The organism is Pedobacter sp. 22163 (assembly GCF_052045595.1).
GTDB lineage: Bacteria > Bacteroidota > Bacteroidia > Sphingobacteriales > Sphingobacteriaceae > Pedobacter.
In genome coordinates this window covers 745,190-763,670 of sequence record NZ_JBQEPM010000001.1, presented here as the reverse complement: position 1 = coordinate 763,670, position 18,481 = coordinate 745,190, and the positions used below count along the sequence as shown (strand labels likewise).

Here is an 18,481-nt window from a genome sequence, read left to right as displayed (position 1 = left end):
ATATGACCTCTTTACTATCTGTACTGGCAAAGATAGGTCGTTTGAACGCTAGCTTTTACTTTAAAAGATGAGTTTGCAGGCACTTCAAAATTATTACCAGCTTTAATGCTTTGCCACTCTGCAGCATCTGGTAAAAGGGCTGTTAGCTCACCCTCTATAACATGCATAATTTCTTTCTGAGCTGTTCCAAAAGTATACTCTCCCGGATTTATAACGCCGACAGTCGATTTTCCTTCAGCGGTTTCATAGCCTAACGATTTAACGTTGCCATCAAAATATTGGTTTTCAGTAATCATATGCTAATTTATAAAGAATTTCCGTTAACCCTCTTATGAGTTGAGCATTTCAGTTTTGTAATTTTTCAAATATTCCGATCTCACTATTTTAGCCGTTTTATGGTCTTTAGTATGGCTCCATCCCGGCGGCATAAAGATGTATAGAAACTTGTTTTTAATACCTGGTGCACGCCAAACATCTTTGGCCAAGAGAACAATTTCGCCGAAATAAGCATCTAAAAAGCTGTTTTTTTTCATTTCCCGGGTAATACCATATTCAATTTTTATTGTTTTGTCTTCTTCCTGATAGGTTTTAAAGACATGATCCCAGATGGGTAGCAGGTTGCAGAAATTGGTATCCATATACAAGGCATTCTTGGCATGGTGTACACGATGATGAGAAGGCGTAAGGATGATTTTATTTAAAAATCCAAAACGGCCATCTTTAGAAATGTTTTCTCCAATGTGGATAAAAGATCCCCAAAAACCGTCGATGAACATGATTAAAAAAAGCAGGGCAGGGCTTACACCCAAAAGGATGCACGTTGTAGTTCTAATCAGGTCTGCATAAGGTGCTTCAAGAAAAAAATGTGCAAAATTTACCGATAAATTCATGGTTTGGGGTGCGTGATGGGTGGAGTGCAAACACCAGAAAAGCCTTACTTTATGTGCTAAAAAATGATAAATAAAATGGCCGAATTCCCAGATCACATAGCCATATATCAGCCAGTACCAGGTAATTTCCGTTTTAAAAATGGCGTATTTGCCAAATAAACCAATACAGATAGACACCATGCCGATAGAAATAATGCGGCCAATAAAAGAATTAATCACCAGTGAAAAGAAAGAAATCCGGTAATCAACCACTTTAAAACGGCGGTAAAATGCCATCCTGATGATTTCAAAAACCAATAAAAAGGGAATCAAGGGGCCCATAAGCGCACTAATGCCATTCCAGCTCATAAACTGGCTATAGTCATTGGTTTGCAGTAGTTTTAACAGCGCTGGTAAGCCGAAAAATCCAACGAGCCATTCCTTTACGCCTTCAAGAAAATCTATCATCTTATTATATTTGGTTGTTGAAATTATATAAAACTAAAATTTTATTCAAATAAATTCGCTAAAAAGCCAGGTCATTGTTACCGTATATTCATAAACCTTGATTTTTGCTTTGTAATGATAGCGATTGTCAGACAAGCTCAATATTTAAGCATTTTTATTATTATACTTTTATATTCCCTCAATTTTCGTATCTTTGCCTGGCAAATAATAAATCCTAATTTATTTGCTATGCAACTCGATTCCACAAAGTTTATTGCCACAGGTTTAACGTATGACGACGTACTTCTAGTACCTGCATATTCCGAAATTCTGCCCCGTGAAGTAAATACAGCCACTTTTTTAACAAAAAAAATTAAACTTAATGTTCCATTGATTTCTGCAGCTATGGATACTGTAACAGAAGCCGAACTAGCCATTGCCATTGCGCAAAATGGCGGTATTGGTATGTTACACAAAAACATGACCATAGAAAGACAAGCCGAAGAAGTACGTAAGGTTAAACGTTCTGAAAGCGGTATGATCCAGGATCCGGTTACCTTATTGGAAACAGCTGTTGTGGCCGATGCTTTCAAGATCATGAAAGAGCATAAAATTGGGGGCATTCCTGTAGTAAGCAGCGACAATAAATTGGTGGGTATTATTACCAATAGGGATTTACGTTTCCAAAAGGATATGAAAAGACCGATTTCTGAGGTAATGACTAAAGAAAATTTAATCACTGCACCAGAAGGTACTACTTTGGTTCAGGCAGAGGAAATTCTTCAGAACCATAAAATCGAGAAACTTCCTGTAGTGAGCAAAGATGGTTACTTAAGCGGTTTAATTACTTTTAAAGATATTTCGAAGGTAAAAAATTATCCTGCTGCCTGTAAAGATGAACGCGGTCGTTTACGTGTAGGTGCTGCGGTTGGTGTAACAGCTGATACTATACAACGTGTTGATGCTTTAGTTCATGCCGGTGTTGATGTAATTACCATTGATACTGCTCATGGTCACTCTAAAGGAGTAGTTGATAAATTAAAAGAAGTTAAAGCTAAATATCCTGATTTACAGGTTATTGTTGGAAATATTGCTACCGGTGCTGCTGCAAAATTCTTAGCCGATGCTGGTGCTGATGCCGTTAAGGTTGGTATTGGTCCCGGTTCTATCTGCACAACAAGAATTATTGCCGGTGTTGGTGTTCCTCAATTATATGCGGTTTACGAATGTGCCAAAGCTTTAAAAGGCACAGGTGTTCCTGTTATTGCCGATGGTGGTATTAAACACACAGGTGATATTGCCAAAGCAATTGCTTCTGGAGCAAGTACAGTAATGGCAGGTTCGTTATTTGCAGGAGTTGAAGAATCACCAGGCGAAACCATTATCTACGAAGGACGTAAATTTAAATCTTATCGTGGAATGGGCTCAATTGAAGCAATGGAGCAAGGTTCTAAAGACCGTTATTTCCAGGATGTGGAAGATGATATTAAAAAGTTAGTTCCAGAAGGTATTGTTGGCCGCGTGCCATTTAAGGGTACCTTAGCAGAAGTAATGTATCAATATATTGGTGGTTTACGTGCAAGTATGGGCTATTGTGGTGCAGCAAGTATCGAGGCATTACAAGAAGCACAATTTGTGCAGATTACTGCAGCAGGTATGCGCGAAAGTCATCCACACGATATTACGATTACTAAAGAAGCACCTAATTATACAAGATAAGGTATTTCTTTCCAATAATCGTCATTGCGAGAAACGAAGCAATCTCAATTAGGCAAGATTTTTATAGAATTCAGCGGGGCATCGTTTACGATAGCCCCGTTTTGTTTTTCAGACCTTATAGGTTTTTAAAACCTATAAGGTCTGAAGAATTAATAAAAACAGAAAAATCACAAAATAAAATTTGGCAGATAAATTTTTTTAATATATTTGTCGACTAAATCTATAGGATTTATATGATAATTATGAAAATAAATCAAAAAACATGCTCGTATTGTTGTTGTAGCCATTCTAAAACAGTAATCGCATACTTTCGAACGAATCATTAATCAACAACATTTAAACAAACTATATAACTAATCATGAACAAAAGTTTACTAATTCTCTTTTCATTTTTACTTTCGGCAAGTTTTGCCTTTGCCCAAAGCCGGGTAACCGGCGTAATTAAAACAACAAATGGCAGTACAATACCACATGCTACTGTAAAGGTAAGAGGAACAAACCAGGCCGTAGTAGCAGATGATAATGGTGTTTTTAGCATAAATGTAAAACAAGAGACTCCATTTTACCTTCAAGTGAGCTCAGTTGGCTATAAACCACAGGATTTTCAGATTTTAAAACTTCAGGAAACACCAATAGAATTGGTTCTGGTAGAAAATGCATTATTAGATGAGATCGTTGTAACGTCGAGAAGACGTTCGGAGGTTTTACAGGATGTGCCTATTCCAATTACTGTAATCGGTGGCCAGGCAGCAGAAAATGCAGGTGCTTTTAATGTTAACCGTTTAAAAGAGTTAGTGCCATCTGTACAATTGTATGCTTCGAATGCAAGAAATACAACACTTAATATTAGAGGCCTGGGTTCAACATTCGGTTTAACTAACGATGGTATCGACCCAGGTGTCGGTTTTTACGTAGATGGTGTTTATCATGCGCGTCCGGCTGCTACCTCAACCGATTTCCTGGATATCGAGCAAATAGAAGTAATCCGTGGCCCTCAAGGTACATTATTTGGTAAAAATACTACTGCAGGTGCATTTAATATCACCACTACAAAACCAACCCAAACACCAAGTGCCAAAGTAGAACTAAGCGTTGGAAATTATAACTTTATCCAGGCAAAAACGTCAGTTTCGGGAGGAGTAGCAAAAAATCTTGCTGCTAAAATATCAATCTCCGGTACCCAACGCGATGGTACAATATGGAATACCAGAGAAGAACGTAAATATAGCGGGCAAAATAACCTTGGTTTTAAAGGCCAATTGTATTTTACTCCTTCAGATAGGCTACAGATATTATTGAGTAGCGATGTAAGTGTTCAGCACCCTGCGGGTTACCCATTGGTAATTGCTGGTGTTGCGCAGACAGAAAGAAGCGCTTACCGTCAGTATGCCAAAATTGTTTCAGATTTAGGCTATCAACAACCTAAAATTGATCCTTTTTCTCGAGAGATCAATACCAATACTCCCTGGAGACACAATCAGTCAATCGGTGGTATATCATTAAATGTTGATTATAAGATTGGCGGTGGAACACTAACTTCTACTACTGCATGGAGGTTCTGGAACTGGGATCCTACAAACGACAGGGATTTCTCTGAACTGTCTGCATTAACCAAATCTCAAGGTAACTCCCGTCATGATCAATATTCACAGGAAATTAGATATGCCGGTAATATAACTGATAAATTAAGTGGTGTAATTGGCGTGTTTGCCCTTGCTCAGAACTTAAAAGGTTTGGCCCAAACAGAAGAAGTAGGTAAAGATCAGTGGAGATTTGTGCAAACCAGCAATACGGGGAATCAGGCATTATATTCAACCCCTGGTTTATTAGATGGCTTCGGGATCAAAACCAATTCGACCATCAAATCGTTAAGTGCAGCTATTTTTGCTCAGGTTGACTGGGAATTTTTAGCGCACTTTCATGTATTACCTGGTTTAAGATACACCTACGATAAAAAAGATGTGGATTACGACAGGGTAACTTATGGCGGATTGCAGACTACAGACGCCGCTTTACTTGCACTTAAAGCCGCTGTGTATAGTAATCAGCAGTTCACTACCAAAGTAGATAATAATAATCTATCGGGTAACTTAACGGTATCATACCGCCCCAACACAAAATTGAACGTTTATGGAACTTTCTCCACTGCTTATAAACCGGTTGGCGTTAACGTAGGTGGTTTGCCAACTACTTCAACCGGACAGGCAGACTTATCTGTTGCTGTCGTAAAGCCAGAATATGTTCAACATTATGAATTGGGTTTAAAAACAAAACCGGTTAAAGGTGCCATATTAAATGTTACCGCTTTTAATACCGATATTAAAGATTACCAAACCAATGTTCAATCTCCACAGTTGGGGGTAAACAGAGGTTATCTTGCTAATGCAGAAAAGGTTAAAGTAAAAGGTTTAGAAATTGATGGAACTTATCAATTGGAAAGATTCTTAACTTTAAATGCTGCGGTAGCTTACCTTGATGGTAAATATGTTAAATTCACCAATGCGCCACTTCCTTTAGAAGAAACCGGCCATACCGAATTAGTAAACGGTGTAGCTACCCAAGTGGCATTTAAAGATGCTTCGGGAGGCAGATTGCCGGGTATTTCTAAATGGAATATTTCTGGAGGCTCTGAATTTAGTACCCCAGGTAATTTAGCAACCAGGGCTGGTAGGTATTTTATTGCGGGCGATGCGAGTTACCGTTCAGAATATTCTTCAAACCCTACACCATCAAGCATCTTAAATGTTAAAGGTTATGCTTTATTTAATGCAAGGTTAGGATTTAAATCAGATAAGTTCTCTTTGTTTGTTTGGAGCAGAAATATCGCAAACAAAAACTATTATGAACAATTGCAGGCTGCAGCAGGTAACTCAGGCTTATATGCAGGCGTACTTGGCGACCCAAGAACTTATGGTGCAACAATCCGTTATGCGTTTTAAGGGTATTTAAATACCATAATTTTTCTCTCTTATATTTGGTTAGAAGGAGTGGTGTAATGCCACTCCTTTTTTTAGTAAGAGGCTTTATTATAAATATAGAATTGTCATCCTGAGGGTTAATTTATTGTATAAAAATCAATATGAATGACGCATATCCTTTTTTGCCCAGCTGCTCATTCTTGCCTCGGCTCACCGCCGCCGAATGGCTCTTTCTTTTTGGCATCAAAAAAGAAACAAAAAATGCCTGCTGAAAATTTATTCATTCGTATTATAGTTTTCAGCTGCATTCATGAGGGCTTCGCCGTTTTCTTTTGAAGCTAGTAGGTTGGCTTGGTCAGTACAGCCCGAAAAATTTGTTAGGCCGGATTTAAGTAAAACGGGGATGGGGTGCTGTGGGCTAGCTGGGCGGAAATGTATATTGTTGCAAATATCTTATTAGTAAGCAATTGCAAATAACGTCAATGGTAGCCTGTCGAAGGACCTGTTAAATTTCCCGCAAAGCGTTTTGACAAGCTCAACGTGACAAGTTCGAATGGAAATCACCACTTATGATGCAGCACTTGTTAACGAAACAACTAAAACTGTAACAGCTTTGTGCAGAATTAAAATTTACAGAAAGCCGATAAAGTCTTAACTTCGGTAAATTTTAACTAAATGAATAAGCTTAAATCAGTTTGTGTGTATTGTGGCTCAAACTTTAATGGCGATGTAGCGCTACGTAACGCAATAAAGCAATTGGCAGAAACACTTGTAAAACAGCAGATCAGATTGGTGTATGGTGGTGGAAGTGTAGGCGTGATGGGTGTATTAGCCAATGATGTACTCGAGTTAGGCGGTTTAGTTACCGGTGTAATTCCACAGTTTTTAATGGATAAAGAAGTTGGTCATAAAGGGGTAACCGAAATGATCATAACTGAAAATATGCATCAAAGAAAACAGAGAATGGCCGATTTAAGTGATGGTTTTGTTATTTTGCCCGGTGGTTTCGGCACCCTTGAAGAGTTTTTTGAAGTGTTAACCTGGTTACAGCTCGGCCTTCACACTAAACCAATTGGCGTATTAAATGTAAATGGTTTTTACGATCCCTTATTTGCCCAAATGGATATGATGGTGCAAAGTAAATTTTTGAAACCAGCTAATCGCGATTTAGTTTTTAATGAAGCAAATGCCGAAACTTTAATCGATAAAATGGATGATTTTTCTGCCATTCCAGACGAGGTTTGGTTTAGAGAAAGAAATCTGAGTTAAAAATTAATTGTCAGATAACAATAAGCAAATTATTAATTCGCCAGCCGCATAACGCTTGGCGCTAAAAATATACCAAAATGCAAATCATTACCTCCCACGCAGAATTTGAACAATACCTTGGCAAGGAATTAGGCGTTTCTTCATGGCATACCATTACACAAGAACAGATTAATAAATTTGCCGATGCCACATTAGATCATCAATGGATTCATGTTGATGAAGAAAGAGCTCAAAATGAAGGCCCTTTTAAAGCAACCATAGCGCATGGCTATTTAACGCTTTCATTAATCCCTTACCTATGGAAAGAAATTGTTGATATCCAAAAATTAAAAATGGAGATCAATTATGGGATCGAAAGTTTAAGGTTTGCACAAGCTGTTACTGTAAACAGTAAGGTAAGATTAAAAGCTAAACTGGCTTCTATTATCAACCTCCGTGGCGTAACCAAAGTAAATATGGCTATCGAAATGGAAATTGAAGATCAAAAGAAACCTGCCTTTAGTGGTGAAGTTGTTTTCTTATATCATTTTGTGAATTAATAGCTTACAATGTAGCGCATTGTTTATCTTTAACGTTAAATAAGGAAAAACAAATGCCTCATGATCGTAAACTGGAAATCTTTAAGTTTTATTTTAATTAGTCTCGCTATCCTTTCCTGTCAGGAAAATAAGGCTCAAAACAGGGCTGCCGATTCATTTTTGCCGATGCAGATTGGCAATTTATGGTATATGAATGCTCAGTCTTATACCGAAATCAAGGATACTGTCCGCATCAATAAAAAGCTTTTTTACAAGTTTTATTCATTGGTAGGAGGCGATGCGGTGAGTATAGTTTATTTAAGGATAGACGAGCAGAATAAATTGATTGAGGGCTATCCCGATAGTCCTTTGAAAACTTATACCAGAGCTGATTTTAATGCGAAAATGGGCGATAAGTTTTTCACGACAGGAGAAAAGGATGAAAATGATAACGAAGTCACTGTTATTCAAAAATCGGATACCGAAATGACTTTTTCATTTGATCCGATTTATCATCCAAATTTAAAGGGGCACCCTTCGCAGGTAAAATACATAAAAGGTAAAGGCTGGGCCGAAAAGTTTAAAAAGCTGAAGATCGATGGCGTAGTTTATCAAAATTAGCCTTTACGTTTATATACTTTTTCATATTGTTCAATCCATTGCTCGGGCGTAATTTTTCTGGTGAGCTCGGCAATTAATGCGTACGGAATATCATCAGGCTTTTTAAAACGGACGCAACCTTTTCCCATATCCAATTTGTATTTGCTGTGTTTTGGGTATTCTGCCTGAAACCATTCCAATAAATCAGTAAAAGCATATAACCCTAAGTGGTGCATAACAATAAAATTCTTTTGTGAACCAATATTGATAAAAGGTAAAGCCTGTTCTGGTGTACAATGATAACCTGCAGGGTAAAGCCCGAATGGGATAACATATCCCAGCATGCCATAGGTAATCTGTTCTTCGAAACCAGCTGGCAGGTTATCTAAAATAGTATTTCTCAATTTCGAAACCGGCGCTTTCCTTTCTTCAGAGAGGCTGTTTAAATATTCTTCTGGCGTATTAACAGATGGTTGCATATCAATCTTTATCAAATTTCTTTTTAAACCTACTTACAATTGATGGATTATCGAGTTCCTCTAAACTGCTCAATTCCAGCTCCAGTGCTTTTGTACTGATCTGGATTTCTATTAACGAAATGATTAACGATATCATGAAAAATATCAAACTCAGGGCAAAAAGAATTTCAGCAACGGTATTCCACTCTAAATAAATAAAAAACATGCAAAAAAGGCAGCTAGCAAAGCTAAGTACACCAAAAGCCTGCATGTTTTTGATCAGTCTTAAGCGGTAACGCAGGTTTTCGATCTGTTTATGCAGTGCTGCATTTTTATCGCCATCCTCATATTTCGATTTTAAACTTCTCACTAAGCTTGCCAAAGCCAGAAAACGATTGGTATAAGCCAGCATAATTAAGCTGATGGCAGGAAACAATAGCGCAGGAATATTGATGGTTAGTTCCATTTTAAGGATTTACCCAAAAATATCATTTTAAACGGATATCTTTCACATTAAACGCGAAGGACGCAAAGTTTTCGCAAAGAGAATTATTATAGCTAAAGTATAAATCTGTATTTTTCATTGCTTTTTCTTTGTGTACTTTGTGGTTAAAAAACTTAGCGTACTTTGCGGTTAAGCTACCGTTAGACCAGAAACCGTTTTGGTCAATACTGTTTTTCTAAAATTAAATTTAAATTGCCACCATGAATATCGAATTCAATAAAAATGAGGATGTAAATAAACAGTTGGTATACGAACTGAAAACCAGGCTCAAAAAAATATATTTAGGTGGCGGCGAAAAAAATGAGGCCAAGCAAAAAGAAAAGGGAAAGTTATTGGCCCGCGAGCGGATTGCCTATTTAATTGATAAAGATAGCAGCTTCTTAGAAGTTGGTGCTTTTACGGCTGACGGTATGTATGCCGAGCAAGGTGGCTGTCCTTCGGCAGGCGTGGTGTGCGGTATTGGCTATGTAAGCGGAAGACAATGTATGATTGTGGCCAACGATGCCACAGTAAAAGCTGGTGCCTGGTTCCCTATGACCGCAAAAAAGAACCTCCGTGCTCAGGAAATTGCTATGGAGAACCGCCTGCCAGTGATATACCTGGTTGATAGCGCCGGTGTATATCTCCCGATGCAGGATGAAATTTTTCCTGATAAAGAACATTTTGGAAGAATGTTTCGTAACAACGCCATTATGTCGTCGGAAGGGATAGTACAGATTTCGGCCATCATGGGTGCATGTGTTGCCGGTGGTGCCTATTTGCCCATTATGAGCGATGAAGCGATGATTGTTGATAAAACCGGATCGGTTTTTTTAGCGGGTTCTTATCTGGTAAAATCGGCCATAGGCGAAGAGGTAGACAATGAAACTTTGGGCGGAGCCACTACACATTGCGAAATATCGGGTGTTACCGATTATAAACATCCCAATGATCAGGCCTGCTTAGACAGCATCAGGAACATTATGAGTATGTTGGGGGCGCCTCAAAACGCTGGTTTTGATCGGATTAAACCAGCAAAACCAAAAGAAAATGAAGAAGAACTGTATGGTATTTTACCCGAAAACAGAGATAAGCCTTATGAAATAATGGATATCATTAACCGTTTGGTTGATCAATCTGAATTTGAAGAGTACAAAAAAGGTTATGGACAAAGCATTGTTTGTGGTTTAGGCCGTATTGATGGATGGGCAGTGGGTATTGTGGCCAATCAGCGTAAAGTGGTAAAGTCGAAAAAAGGGGAGATGCAGTTTGGCGGTGTAATTTATTCTGACAGCGCAGATAAAGCTACCCGTTTTATTATGAACTGTAACCAGAAGAAAATCCCATTGGTGTTTTTGCAGGATGTTACCGGCTTTATGGTAGGCAGCCGATCAGAACATGGTGGTATTATTAAAGATGGTGCTAAAATGGTTAATGCTGTTGCCAATTCTGTGGTGCCAAAATTTACAATTGTATTGGGCAATTCTTATGGTGCAGGCAACTATGCCATGTGCGGCAAGGCTTACGATCCTCGATTGATTTATGCCTGGCCAACGGCTAAAATTGCGGTAATGGGTGGTTCGCAAGCTGCAAAAACTTTACTTCAGATTCAGGAAGCCTCTTTAAAAGCAAAAGGAGAGGTAATTACGCCAGAAAAAGAGGCAGAGTTGTTAAAAGAAATCACTGATAGATACGATAGCCAAACCACACCTTATTATGCCGCATCCCGGCTTTGGGTTGATGGTATTATTGACCCCTTAGAAACCAGAAAAGTTATTTCGATGGGAATTGAGGCCGCCAACCAATCGCCGGTTACGAAGAAATTTAATGTTGGGATTATACAAACTTAGGGATTCGATGTGCTGTCAGATGTTACCATCTGACAGCCGATGGACTTGTTTATCAGCTTAGCACACCTGGATTTTGAACATAAATTGCCTTTGTTTCTTAGTGGTTAAAAAAATAGGCAGAAACCAGAGTGTCTGAGGTGATCAAAACAATTAATATTATCTTTAAAGCATGAAAAATCTTTATCTTTTTCTTGTCCTTACATTATTGCAGATCAATCTGTTTGCCCAAAGTTCCAAAATTCATCAAAATGCGATTGTAATCGATACCCATGGAGATATACTGTTCAATCAGATCAAATCGGGCATTGATATCGGGAAACTTCAGCCAAAAGGGAATTTCGATTTAGTGAGGGCCAAACAAGGTGGGTTGGATGTTCAGTTTTTCTCTATCTGGTGTGATGAAACGGGTGGCTATGCTGTAGCTAATCAGGAAATTGATTCACTTTATAGTTTGATCAAAAGATATCCAGATAAGATCCAGTTGGTCACCACCGCTAAAGATTTGGAGCAGACGGTTAAACAACAAAAATTGGCTGCTATGATAGGTGTAGAAGGTGGACATATGATTGAAAACCGTTTGGATTATATCGACAGCCTGGCAAAGCGTGGAATGGCTTACCTTACTTTAACCTGGAACAACAGCACCTCATGGTCCAGTTCGGCTGCCGAAGAAACTTCGGGTAAAGTGAAACCCGAAAATGCGGGTTTAAGTGATTTTGGAAAACAGGTTGTAAAACGATTGAATAAACTCGGGGTAATGGTCGATTTATCACACGTGGGTGAAAAAACATTTTATGATGCCATTGCCGCATCTGTCAAACCCATAATTGTTTCCCATAGCTGTGCTTATGCTTTAAATCCAGTTCCACGAAATTTAAAAGATGATCAGATTAAAGCGGTTGGTAAAAATGGTGGTGTAGTTTGCATTAATTTCTATAGTGGTTTTTTAGATGCTACTTTTAATACCAAACAAAAAGAATTCTTTGCAAAATATGATAGCGAGCTTAAAACATTGAATGCTAAATATGGTAGAAGCAATGCCATTGATACGTTGATTTTCAATCATCAGGCTGATGCTGATGCCACACGTCCGCCAATTGCACTTTTGGTTAAACATATTAATCACGTAGTGAAATTAATCGGTATAGACCATGTAGGACTGGGAGCAGATTTTGACGGCGCCGAATCTTTTCCATTAGGTATGAATAGCGTAGCAGATTATCCTAAAATTACTGACGAGCTGATTAAAAATGGATATTCGGAAAACGATATCAAGAAAATTTTGGGAGGTAATGTAATTCGTTTGATCAGAGAGAATAAAGGGGGATGATTTTTTGTGCTGTAAAGATGTTACCAGCTGATAGATGAAAAAAATCACGCAATAATTAATCAGTGTCAGATGGTAACATCTGACACCACAAGCGATGCATCTTAATGTGCCTGAACTTTAAACGCCAAACGCTTTCCGCTTGGCTTACGATGTTAATAAGTAAACTATGTTGACAATGTGCACTTGCCAGCAAATATTTAAAGCGTTAAATTTGCGCTACGATTAATGAATTTCAAACACACAATATAATGTCACAAGAAAACGAACACGTTCAGTGTTTAATTATAGGTTCAGGTCCTGCAGGTTATACTGCTGCAATTTATGCTGCCAGAGCTGATTTAAAACCAATTATGTATACCGGTATGCAAGCCGGTGGGCAGCTTACGCAAACAACAGATGTAGAAAATTTTCCAGGTTACCCGCAAGGAATTATGGGGCCAGAAATGATGGAAGATTTCCGCAAACAAGCAGAGCGTTTTGGTACCGATATCCGTTTTGGTTATGTGAGTTCGGTAGATTTTTCTTCAACGCCACATAAAGTAGTGGTTGATGAAATTAAAACCATTACGGCCGATACCGTAATTATTGCTACTGGCGCTACAGCAAAATGGCTGGGTTTACCAAGTGAACAACAATACAATGGTTTTGGAGTTTCGGCCTGTGCCGTGTGCGATGGTTTCTTCTTTAAAGGACAAGATGTTGCCATTGTAGGTGCTGGAGATACTGCTGCCGAAGAAGCAACATATTTAGCTAAATTATGTAAAACCGTTCATTTATTGGTTCGTAGAGACGAATTCAGAGCTTCTAAAGCAATGGTGAGCCGCGTACTGGCCACACCGAATATTGTCGTACATTACAATACCGAAACGCAGGAGATTTTAGGTAACGGTAAAAATGTAACTGCGGTTAAAGTTTTAAATAACAAAACTGGTGTTGAGTCTGACATCGCAGTAGAAGGTTTCTTTGTGGCTATCGGTCACAAGCCAAATACTGATATTTTTAAAGGTCAGTTGGATATGGATGAAACGGGTTATTTGGCTACCAAACCAGGTTCTACTTTAACCAATATTGAAGGTGTTTTTGCCTGTGGCGATGTGCAGGATATGTATTACAGACAGGCAGTAACTGCTGCAGGTTCTGGATGTATGGCCGCGCTCGATGCCGAAAGGTACTTGGCTGCTAAAGAGCATCCTGTAGAAGCGTAAAATATTTTAATATAATTTTAAAAAGAGAAATCAGTAATGGTTTCTCTTTTTTTGTGCCATAATTTTCAAAGCTTAATGATAAAGTTCTTTTTTTTGGAAAGCAATTGCAGTAGCTCTTTGTATTGTTAGTCCTGCTTTACATTTCAAGTCCGCTCCCGATGAAAAATCGGGATTGCGTGCTTTCCATTACAATCAGGTTTAAATACTTAGGTTTCTGCTAAATTTAAAGTTGAACAGCATGCTGCCTGGAATAATTCTTTTACACTTTGCAACCCCAAATAGTTCAATTGGCTGTGCCATTTAAACCCGATCAAAGCGAGATGCCCCCGATTTTACGTCGGGAGCAGAAGCGGGAGCGGGGCTATCATAACCCAAACGCTTCTGCACCTGATTTCCAAAAAGTAGTCGTCATTTCGACTGAAACGCAGTGGAATGGAGAAATCTGTTGTGTAGATTTAGCTTCACTGAGCACTTCGTGGTTCTCGACTGCGTTGCACTCCGCTCGAAATGACGACCTTTTAATACTTAGATTATCTGCGTTATGCGGTGCAGTCAAACGGTTGATCTAAATTGTAACAAGAATGTGAGATTCGGAATCTGGCCATAATCTCTATCTTGGTTCAAACAATCAAATAAATATATAAAATCAAAAACACAACATGAACAAAGCATTATCGATTTTTATTGGAGTATTAATCAGCACGAGTGCATTTGCGCAGAGTGATCCTAATCTGGGTATCATACCTGCACCTGTAGCCATTACCAGGGCAAACGGAAATTTCATTTTAGATAAAACCACGGTTTTAGTAAATCAAAGCATCGACGGCGCAAAGATGGCTGATTTATTAAATGCTTTTATCGTTACCAAGGCAGGTTTTGCCTTACGTGAAACTAAAATTACCCAACCTAACCAAAAAGCAATTGTTTTAACATCTGTTGGAGCAGATCAATTGCCAGCTGAAGGTTACACGATTAAAGTTACCCCTAAACAAATTATTTTAACAGGAAAAGGTGCAGGCCTTTTTTATGCGGTTCAATCTGCTATGCAGATGATGCCAGATAAAGTGGCTGATAAAATTACTATCCCGGCAGTTGATATTAACGATTATCCACGTTTTGCCTACCGCGGAACCATGTTGGATGTAAGCCGTCATTTCTTCCCGATCTCTTTTATCAAAAAATACATCGATCAGTTGGCTTATTACAAAATCAATACTTTTCACTGGCATTTAACCGACGATCAGGGCTGGAGACTCGAGATTAAAAAATATCCGAAACTCATAGAAATCGGCTCTTCACGTAATGGAACGATTATTGGCAATTATCCGGGCAATGGCAATTACCTTACACCGGTTAAAGGTTATTACACCCAGGAAGAAGCTAAAGAAATTGTTAAATATGCTGCTACGAAATATATTACGGTAATTCCGGAAATCGAATTGCCAGGCCACGCTTCTGCTGCAATTGCTGCTTATCCTGAATTAAGCTGTTTCCCTGATCGCGATACTTTTATCAGCGATAAAACACCATGGGCGGGTAGCAGGAAAGGTAAACAGGTACAACAAACCTGGGGCGTTTTTGATGATATTTTTGTGCCATCAGCCAATACTTTTACATTTTTAGAAAATATTTTAGACGAGGTTATCGCTATTTTCCCCTCTAAATACATCCATATTGGAGGCGATGAAGCACCTAAAACCTATTGGAAAGAATCTACCTTCTGCCAGAACCTCATGAAAGAGAAAGGTTTGAAAGATGAGCATGAATTACAGAGCTATTTCATCCAAACGATAGAAAAACATGTAAACGGAAAAGGACGCTCGATTATTGGTTGGGATGAGATTTTAGAAGGTGGTTTGGCCCCTAATGCAACCGTAATGAGCTGGAGAGGCGAAGATGGTGGAATTGCAGCTGCACAGCAAAAACACGATGTTATTATGACACCTGGTTCTATGGGCTTATATATCGACCATAAACAATCTAATTCTCCTGATGAGCCGGTAACCATTGGAGGATTTGCCCCTTATCAAAAGATCTATGCTTATGATCCGATTCCGAAAGTATTAACTGCCGACGAAAGAAAATACATCAAAGGCGTTCAGGCTAATATGTGGACTGAGTATATTAAAACAACCGCAAAAGCAGAAAATCATGCTTTCCCACGTTTATTGGCTTTATCTGAAATTGCATGGTCGCCGGTTGAGCGTAAAGATTTAAAGAATTTTTCTGAACAACGTTTGCCAGCTCATCTGGCCCGTTTAGATAAAATGAATGTTAATTTCTGGGTACCTACACCAATTGGTCAGAGCGATAAACCTTTAACAGGAGGAGAATTTACAATTGATTTAAAAGCACCTGTTACCGGAGCTAAAATTTATTATTCGATTGATTTATCTCGTCCATCAGAAAATGCATTCTTGTACACCTCGCCAATTAAAATTACGGTACCACAAGGCGAAAAAAGAGTGTTAAAAACCATCGTTATTGCACCAAGCGGCAGGAGAAGTGTAACCACAGAAACGGTTTTAAATAACGGAGCACCTGAAGTTAAAACAGATGCAAAGAAATAAATTGTTGCTTTGAAAAGCTAAAATACTTAATTTGGGGCAACCAAAACGTCCTGAATAGAATGAAATTACAGAAATATACATTACAGCATCTCTTGTTAATAACAGGGATGCTGTTTTGTTTTGCATGCACAGAAGAAAAGCCTAAAGAAATTAAGACAAAAACGGAAAAGGTTCAGAAAAACCCTTTCCGTTTTTATAAAGATATAGAAGTGAGACCCGGATTAAATTTCGAAATTGTAAGCTGGGGAAAAGGAGTTGACTCTATTGGAGGTTATCAGATTTTTATGTCTGATTCTGTACGTAATAATTACAGGTCGGCTGCTGTAGATCGTAAAGGTATTATAATTGATGCCTGGAATATGGATTTAGACAATGACGGAAATCCTGAATTGTATATTCAGCTCTTAAGCAAAAAAACAGTTTCGGATTTGAATGTTTTTGAATACACGCGTGGCGATTTCAATAAAATCAGTTTTCCTTCTTTAAGTACCAGTCAAAAGAAAGGTTATAACGGTAACGATAATTTTTTTATTAAAAACGGTGATCTGTTCCGTTCTTTTCCGGTAAAAGATGCTACAGATAGTACTAAAACAATTACCCGGACCTATCAATATAAATTAAGCGGAAATAGTTTTTCTACAAGCGAGGTCAAGTAAGGTTTAGGGTAAAAGGCGGAAGGTAGAGGGAAAGGGTGTGGAGCATAAAGCGGCGAGGAGACTGCTTGTTACGGTTTTTTGCAGTCGTTGTCATCATGAGGGATAATTTATTGTATAAAAATCAATATGAATGATGCATATCTTTTTTTTGCCCAGAGGCTCATCCTTGCCTCGGCTCGCCGCCGCCAATGGGGCTCTTTCTTTTTGCTGTCAAAAAGAAACAAAAAACACCGGCTGAAAATTTTTCTTTCAAAGCTAGTGGGTAGGCTGGGTCGGTGGAGCCCGAAAAATTTGTTAGGCCGGATTTAAGTAGAACGGGGATACCGTGCTATGGCCTAGCTGGATGGAAAATCGACGGAGGCTAAAATATTGATTAATAGTTGTTTATGAAATAACATCAATGGTAGCGTAGTCGAAGGATCTTTCCTTGTGCTGAATAAATCGGTTATAGCATGCGCTTTAAGATTGTTTCGTGCCTCTCAATGACGACGACCACACTAATTCATCATCCTGAACTTGTTTCAGGATCTATCACGCAATTTAAAAACAATGAACAACGACAAATTTTCTATCATCGATCGGATCAGGAGCTTTAAATACGCTTTTAATGGGCTAAAACTGTTCTTCATTAACGATCATAATGGAAGAGTTCATTTGTTTGCAGCGATCGTTGCCATTGGTTTATCCTTTTACCTGAAAATTTCCGGTTCAGAATGGATTGCCATTTTATCTGTTATTTCGGCTGTTTTTGTTGCCGAAATTTTAAATTCTGCTCTCGAAAAACTGGCCGATGTTGTTTCGCCGGATTATCATCCTAAAATTAAGGTAGTAAAAGATTTGGCTGCTGCTGCTGTTTTAGTGGCTGCATTTCTGGCGGTAGCTGTTGGTTTTATTGTCTTTATTCCAAAATTATTTTTGTAATTCGGCCATAGCAGTCCTCGATTCTTCAATCTTATCCTGGATAATGTCATCCCATCGGGCCTGCATTTTATGGTTGCTGCCATGCTCGGTTTCTTCATCATAGTTACGTTGCATGGTGTCGAAATAATTGCTGATCTGATTGGCGAGTTCAGATATTTGGGCTTTATAGTTATTTACAGCATAGTTCCGGTTCTTTAATACCCTTTCGGCCTCCAATAGTAAAATATAATGAATATCTGCGTGCCCTTGTTCGTGGTGTAAAAGACTTGCCCTAATTTCAGGATCTTTAATTTTATCCCACTTAACCCACGATCTCGTTTTATCAATGCTCACATCATTTTTAAGCTTAATGGCAACGCGATTACGGTAAACGGTACTGGAATAACTATATTTCCATGTCATTGCAGTCAGCGCAAAAAATGGCGAGCGCATATCGGCTTTTCCTTTAAAATGCGTTTCCCAATTCAATTGAATGGGGCCTGAAAAATCTTGTTTAAAAGCAAAAGTACATGGCAGTGCCAGCAAAAATAAAAGGGATATAATATGTCTTTTCACCTGTGTAATTTTAGTTTCAACGCTGGTGAAGCTATCACGATTAGTTTTTCCGTTGTTAAATGGTAAATCATGATGGTTTCATGTGTTGGTTTTTACAATGAAAAAACCGTGC

General features: G+C 38.5%; 16 protein-coding genes. 11 read left to right on the top strand and 5 right to left on the bottom strand.

Annotated elements, in window-relative coordinates; genetic code table 11:
* Positions 1 to 14: 14 nt before the first annotated feature.
* A complete protein-coding gene (locus tag ACTJKN_RS03210) occupies positions 15 to 296 on the bottom strand; it encodes a pyrimidine/purine nucleoside phosphorylase (protein ID WP_440822614.1) in 282 nt (93 codons plus the stop codon).
* 33 nt (positions 297 to 329) lie between these two features.
* Positions 330 to 1,337: a sterol desaturase family protein gene (locus tag ACTJKN_RS03205; RefSeq protein WP_440822612.1), complete on the bottom strand. Its 1,008-nt coding sequence runs from the start codon at positions 1,335 to 1,337 to the stop codon at positions 330 to 332.
* A gap of 228 nt (positions 1,338 to 1,565) precedes the next feature.
* On the opposite strand from ACTJKN_RS03205, the gene guaB reads away from it, so the two are divergent.
* The 5 genes from guaB (at position 1,566) to ACTJKN_RS03180 (ending at position 8,361) form a co-directional block, all read left to right on the top strand.
* Entirely contained in the window at positions 1,566 to 3,035 is a 1,470-nt protein-coding gene (gene guaB / locus ACTJKN_RS03200) for an IMP dehydrogenase (RefSeq protein ID WP_131032310.1), read from the top strand.
* Between the two features lie 359 nt (positions 3,036 to 3,394).
* Positions 3,395 to 5,974 (top strand): TonB-dependent receptor, encoded by a 2,580-nt coding sequence (locus ACTJKN_RS03195; RefSeq protein WP_440822609.1) that lies wholly within the window; start codon positions 3,395 to 3,397, stop codon positions 5,972 to 5,974.
* A 654-nt stretch (positions 5,975 to 6,628) separates the two neighbouring features.
* Entirely contained in the window at positions 6,629 to 7,222 is a 594-nt protein-coding gene (locus ACTJKN_RS03190; RefSeq protein ID WP_440822607.1) for a TIGR00730 family Rossman fold protein, read from the top strand.
* A gap of 77 nt (positions 7,223 to 7,299) precedes the next feature.
* Positions 7,300 to 7,761, top strand: a complete 462-nt coding sequence (locus ACTJKN_RS03185; RefSeq protein WP_029275744.1) for a MaoC family dehydratase — start codon at positions 7,300 to 7,302, stop codon at positions 7,759 to 7,761.
* A 60-nt stretch (positions 7,762 to 7,821) separates the two neighbouring features.
* A complete protein-coding gene (locus ACTJKN_RS03180) occupies positions 7,822 to 8,361 on the top strand; it encodes a hypothetical protein (protein ID WP_440822605.1) in 540 nt (179 codons plus the stop codon).
* On the opposite strand, the gene ACTJKN_RS03175 is transcribed toward ACTJKN_RS03180, so the two are convergent.
* Both ACTJKN_RS03175 and ACTJKN_RS03170 read right to left on the bottom strand, forming a co-directional pair.
* Positions 8,358 to 8,819, bottom strand: a complete 462-nt coding sequence (locus ACTJKN_RS03175) for a DUF1801 domain-containing protein (protein WP_440822603.1) — start codon at positions 8,817 to 8,819, stop codon at positions 8,358 to 8,360. The genes ACTJKN_RS03180 and ACTJKN_RS03175 overlap by 4 nt on opposite strands.
* 1 nt (position 8,820) lies before the next feature.
* Positions 8,821 to 9,264, bottom strand: coding sequence for a DUF2721 domain-containing protein (locus ACTJKN_RS03170; protein WP_230146010.1), 444 nt, complete (start codon positions 9,262 to 9,264; stop codon positions 8,821 to 8,823).
* 239 nt (positions 9,265 to 9,503) lie between these two features.
* On the opposite strand from ACTJKN_RS03170, the gene ACTJKN_RS03165 reads away from it, so the two are divergent.
* The 6 genes from ACTJKN_RS03165 to ACTJKN_RS03140 all read left to right on the top strand — a co-directional run bounded on the left by ACTJKN_RS03165 (position 9,504) and on the right by ACTJKN_RS03140 (position 17,814).
* The gene (locus tag ACTJKN_RS03165) at positions 9,504 to 11,132 is read left to right on the top strand and encodes an acyl-CoA carboxylase subunit beta (RefSeq protein WP_440822601.1); all 1,629 of its coding nucleotides are present in this window, start codon (positions 9,504 to 9,506) and stop codon (positions 11,130 to 11,132) included.
* 169 nt (positions 11,133 to 11,301) lie between these two features.
* Complete coding sequence (locus ACTJKN_RS03160; protein WP_440822599.1) at positions 11,302 to 12,462, top strand: dipeptidase; 1,161 nt, start codon at positions 11,302 to 11,304, stop codon at positions 12,460 to 12,462.
* Positions 12,463 to 12,710: 248 nt separating this feature from the next.
* On the top strand, positions 12,711 to 13,667 hold the full coding sequence (gene trxB / locus ACTJKN_RS03155) for a thioredoxin-disulfide reductase (protein WP_113951968.1): 957 nt from the start codon (positions 12,711 to 12,713) through the stop codon (positions 13,665 to 13,667).
* A 659-nt stretch (positions 13,668 to 14,326) separates the two neighbouring features.
* Positions 14,327 to 16,237: a beta-N-acetylhexosaminidase gene (locus tag ACTJKN_RS03150; protein WP_440822597.1), complete on the top strand. Its 1,911-nt coding sequence runs from the start codon at positions 14,327 to 14,329 to the stop codon at positions 16,235 to 16,237.
* Positions 16,238 to 16,296: 59 nt separating this feature from the next.
* Positions 16,297 to 16,893 carry a hypothetical protein gene (locus ACTJKN_RS03145; protein ID WP_440822595.1) on the top strand — a complete coding sequence of 199 codons (597 nt, stop codon included), beginning with the start codon at positions 16,297 to 16,299 and terminating at the stop codon, positions 16,891 to 16,893.
* 549 nt (positions 16,894 to 17,442) lie between these two features.
* Positions 17,443 to 17,814 (top strand): diacylglycerol kinase family protein, encoded by a 372-nt coding sequence (locus tag ACTJKN_RS03140; RefSeq protein ID WP_440822593.1) that lies wholly within the window; start codon positions 17,443 to 17,445, stop codon positions 17,812 to 17,814.
* Here ACTJKN_RS03140 and ACTJKN_RS03135 read toward each other — a convergent pair.
* Complete coding sequence (locus ACTJKN_RS03135; protein ID WP_440822591.1) at positions 17,803 to 18,369, bottom strand: DUF922 domain-containing protein; 567 nt, start codon at positions 18,367 to 18,369, stop codon at positions 17,803 to 17,805. The two genes, ACTJKN_RS03140 and ACTJKN_RS03135, sit on opposite strands and share 12 nt — an antisense overlap.
* Positions 18,370 to 18,481 lie beyond the last annotated feature (112 nt).

Coding starts and splice junctions, on each gene's coding strand:
- ACTJKN_RS03205 (WP_440822612.1), bottom strand. CDS start 1,337: ATGATAGATTTTCTTGAAGGCGTAAAGGAATGGCTCGTTGGATTTTTC.
- ACTJKN_RS03180 (WP_440822605.1), top strand. CDS start 7,822: ATGATCGTAAACTGGAAATCTTTAAGTTTTATTTTAATTAGTCTCGCT.
- ACTJKN_RS03150 (WP_440822597.1), top strand. CDS start 14,327: ATGAACAAAGCATTATCGATTTTTATTGGAGTATTAATCAGCACGAGT.
- ACTJKN_RS03185 (WP_029275744.1), top strand. CDS start 7,300: ATGCAAATCATTACCTCCCACGCAGAATTTGAACAATACCTTGGCAAG.
- ACTJKN_RS03140 (WP_440822593.1), top strand. CDS start 17,443: ATGAACAACGACAAATTTTCTATCATCGATCGGATCAGGAGCTTTAAA.
- ACTJKN_RS03145 (WP_440822595.1), top strand. CDS start 16,297: ATGAAATTACAGAAATATACATTACAGCATCTCTTGTTAATAACAGGG.
- ACTJKN_RS03190 (WP_440822607.1), top strand. CDS start 6,629: ATGAATAAGCTTAAATCAGTTTGTGTGTATTGTGGCTCAAACTTTAAT.
- ACTJKN_RS03165 (WP_440822601.1), top strand. CDS start 9,504: ATGAATATCGAATTCAATAAAAATGAGGATGTAAATAAACAGTTGGTA.
- guaB (WP_131032310.1), top strand. CDS start 1,566: ATGCAACTCGATTCCACAAAGTTTATTGCCACAGGTTTAACGTATGAC.
- ACTJKN_RS03210 (WP_440822614.1), bottom strand. CDS start 296: ATGATTACTGAAAACCAATATTTTGATGGCAACGTTAAATCGTTAGGC.
- ACTJKN_RS03160 (WP_440822599.1), top strand. CDS start 11,302: ATGAAAAATCTTTATCTTTTTCTTGTCCTTACATTATTGCAGATCAAT.
- ACTJKN_RS03195 (WP_440822609.1), top strand. CDS start 3,395: ATGAACAAAAGTTTACTAATTCTCTTTTCATTTTTACTTTCGGCAAGT.
- ACTJKN_RS03170 (WP_230146010.1), bottom strand. CDS start 9,264: ATGGAACTAACCATCAATATTCCTGCGCTATTGTTTCCTGCCATCAGC.
- ACTJKN_RS03175 (WP_440822603.1), bottom strand. CDS start 8,819: ATGCAACCATCTGTTAATACGCCAGAAGAATATTTAAACAGCCTCTCT.
- trxB (WP_113951968.1), top strand. CDS start 12,711: ATGTCACAAGAAAACGAACACGTTCAGTGTTTAATTATAGGTTCAGGT.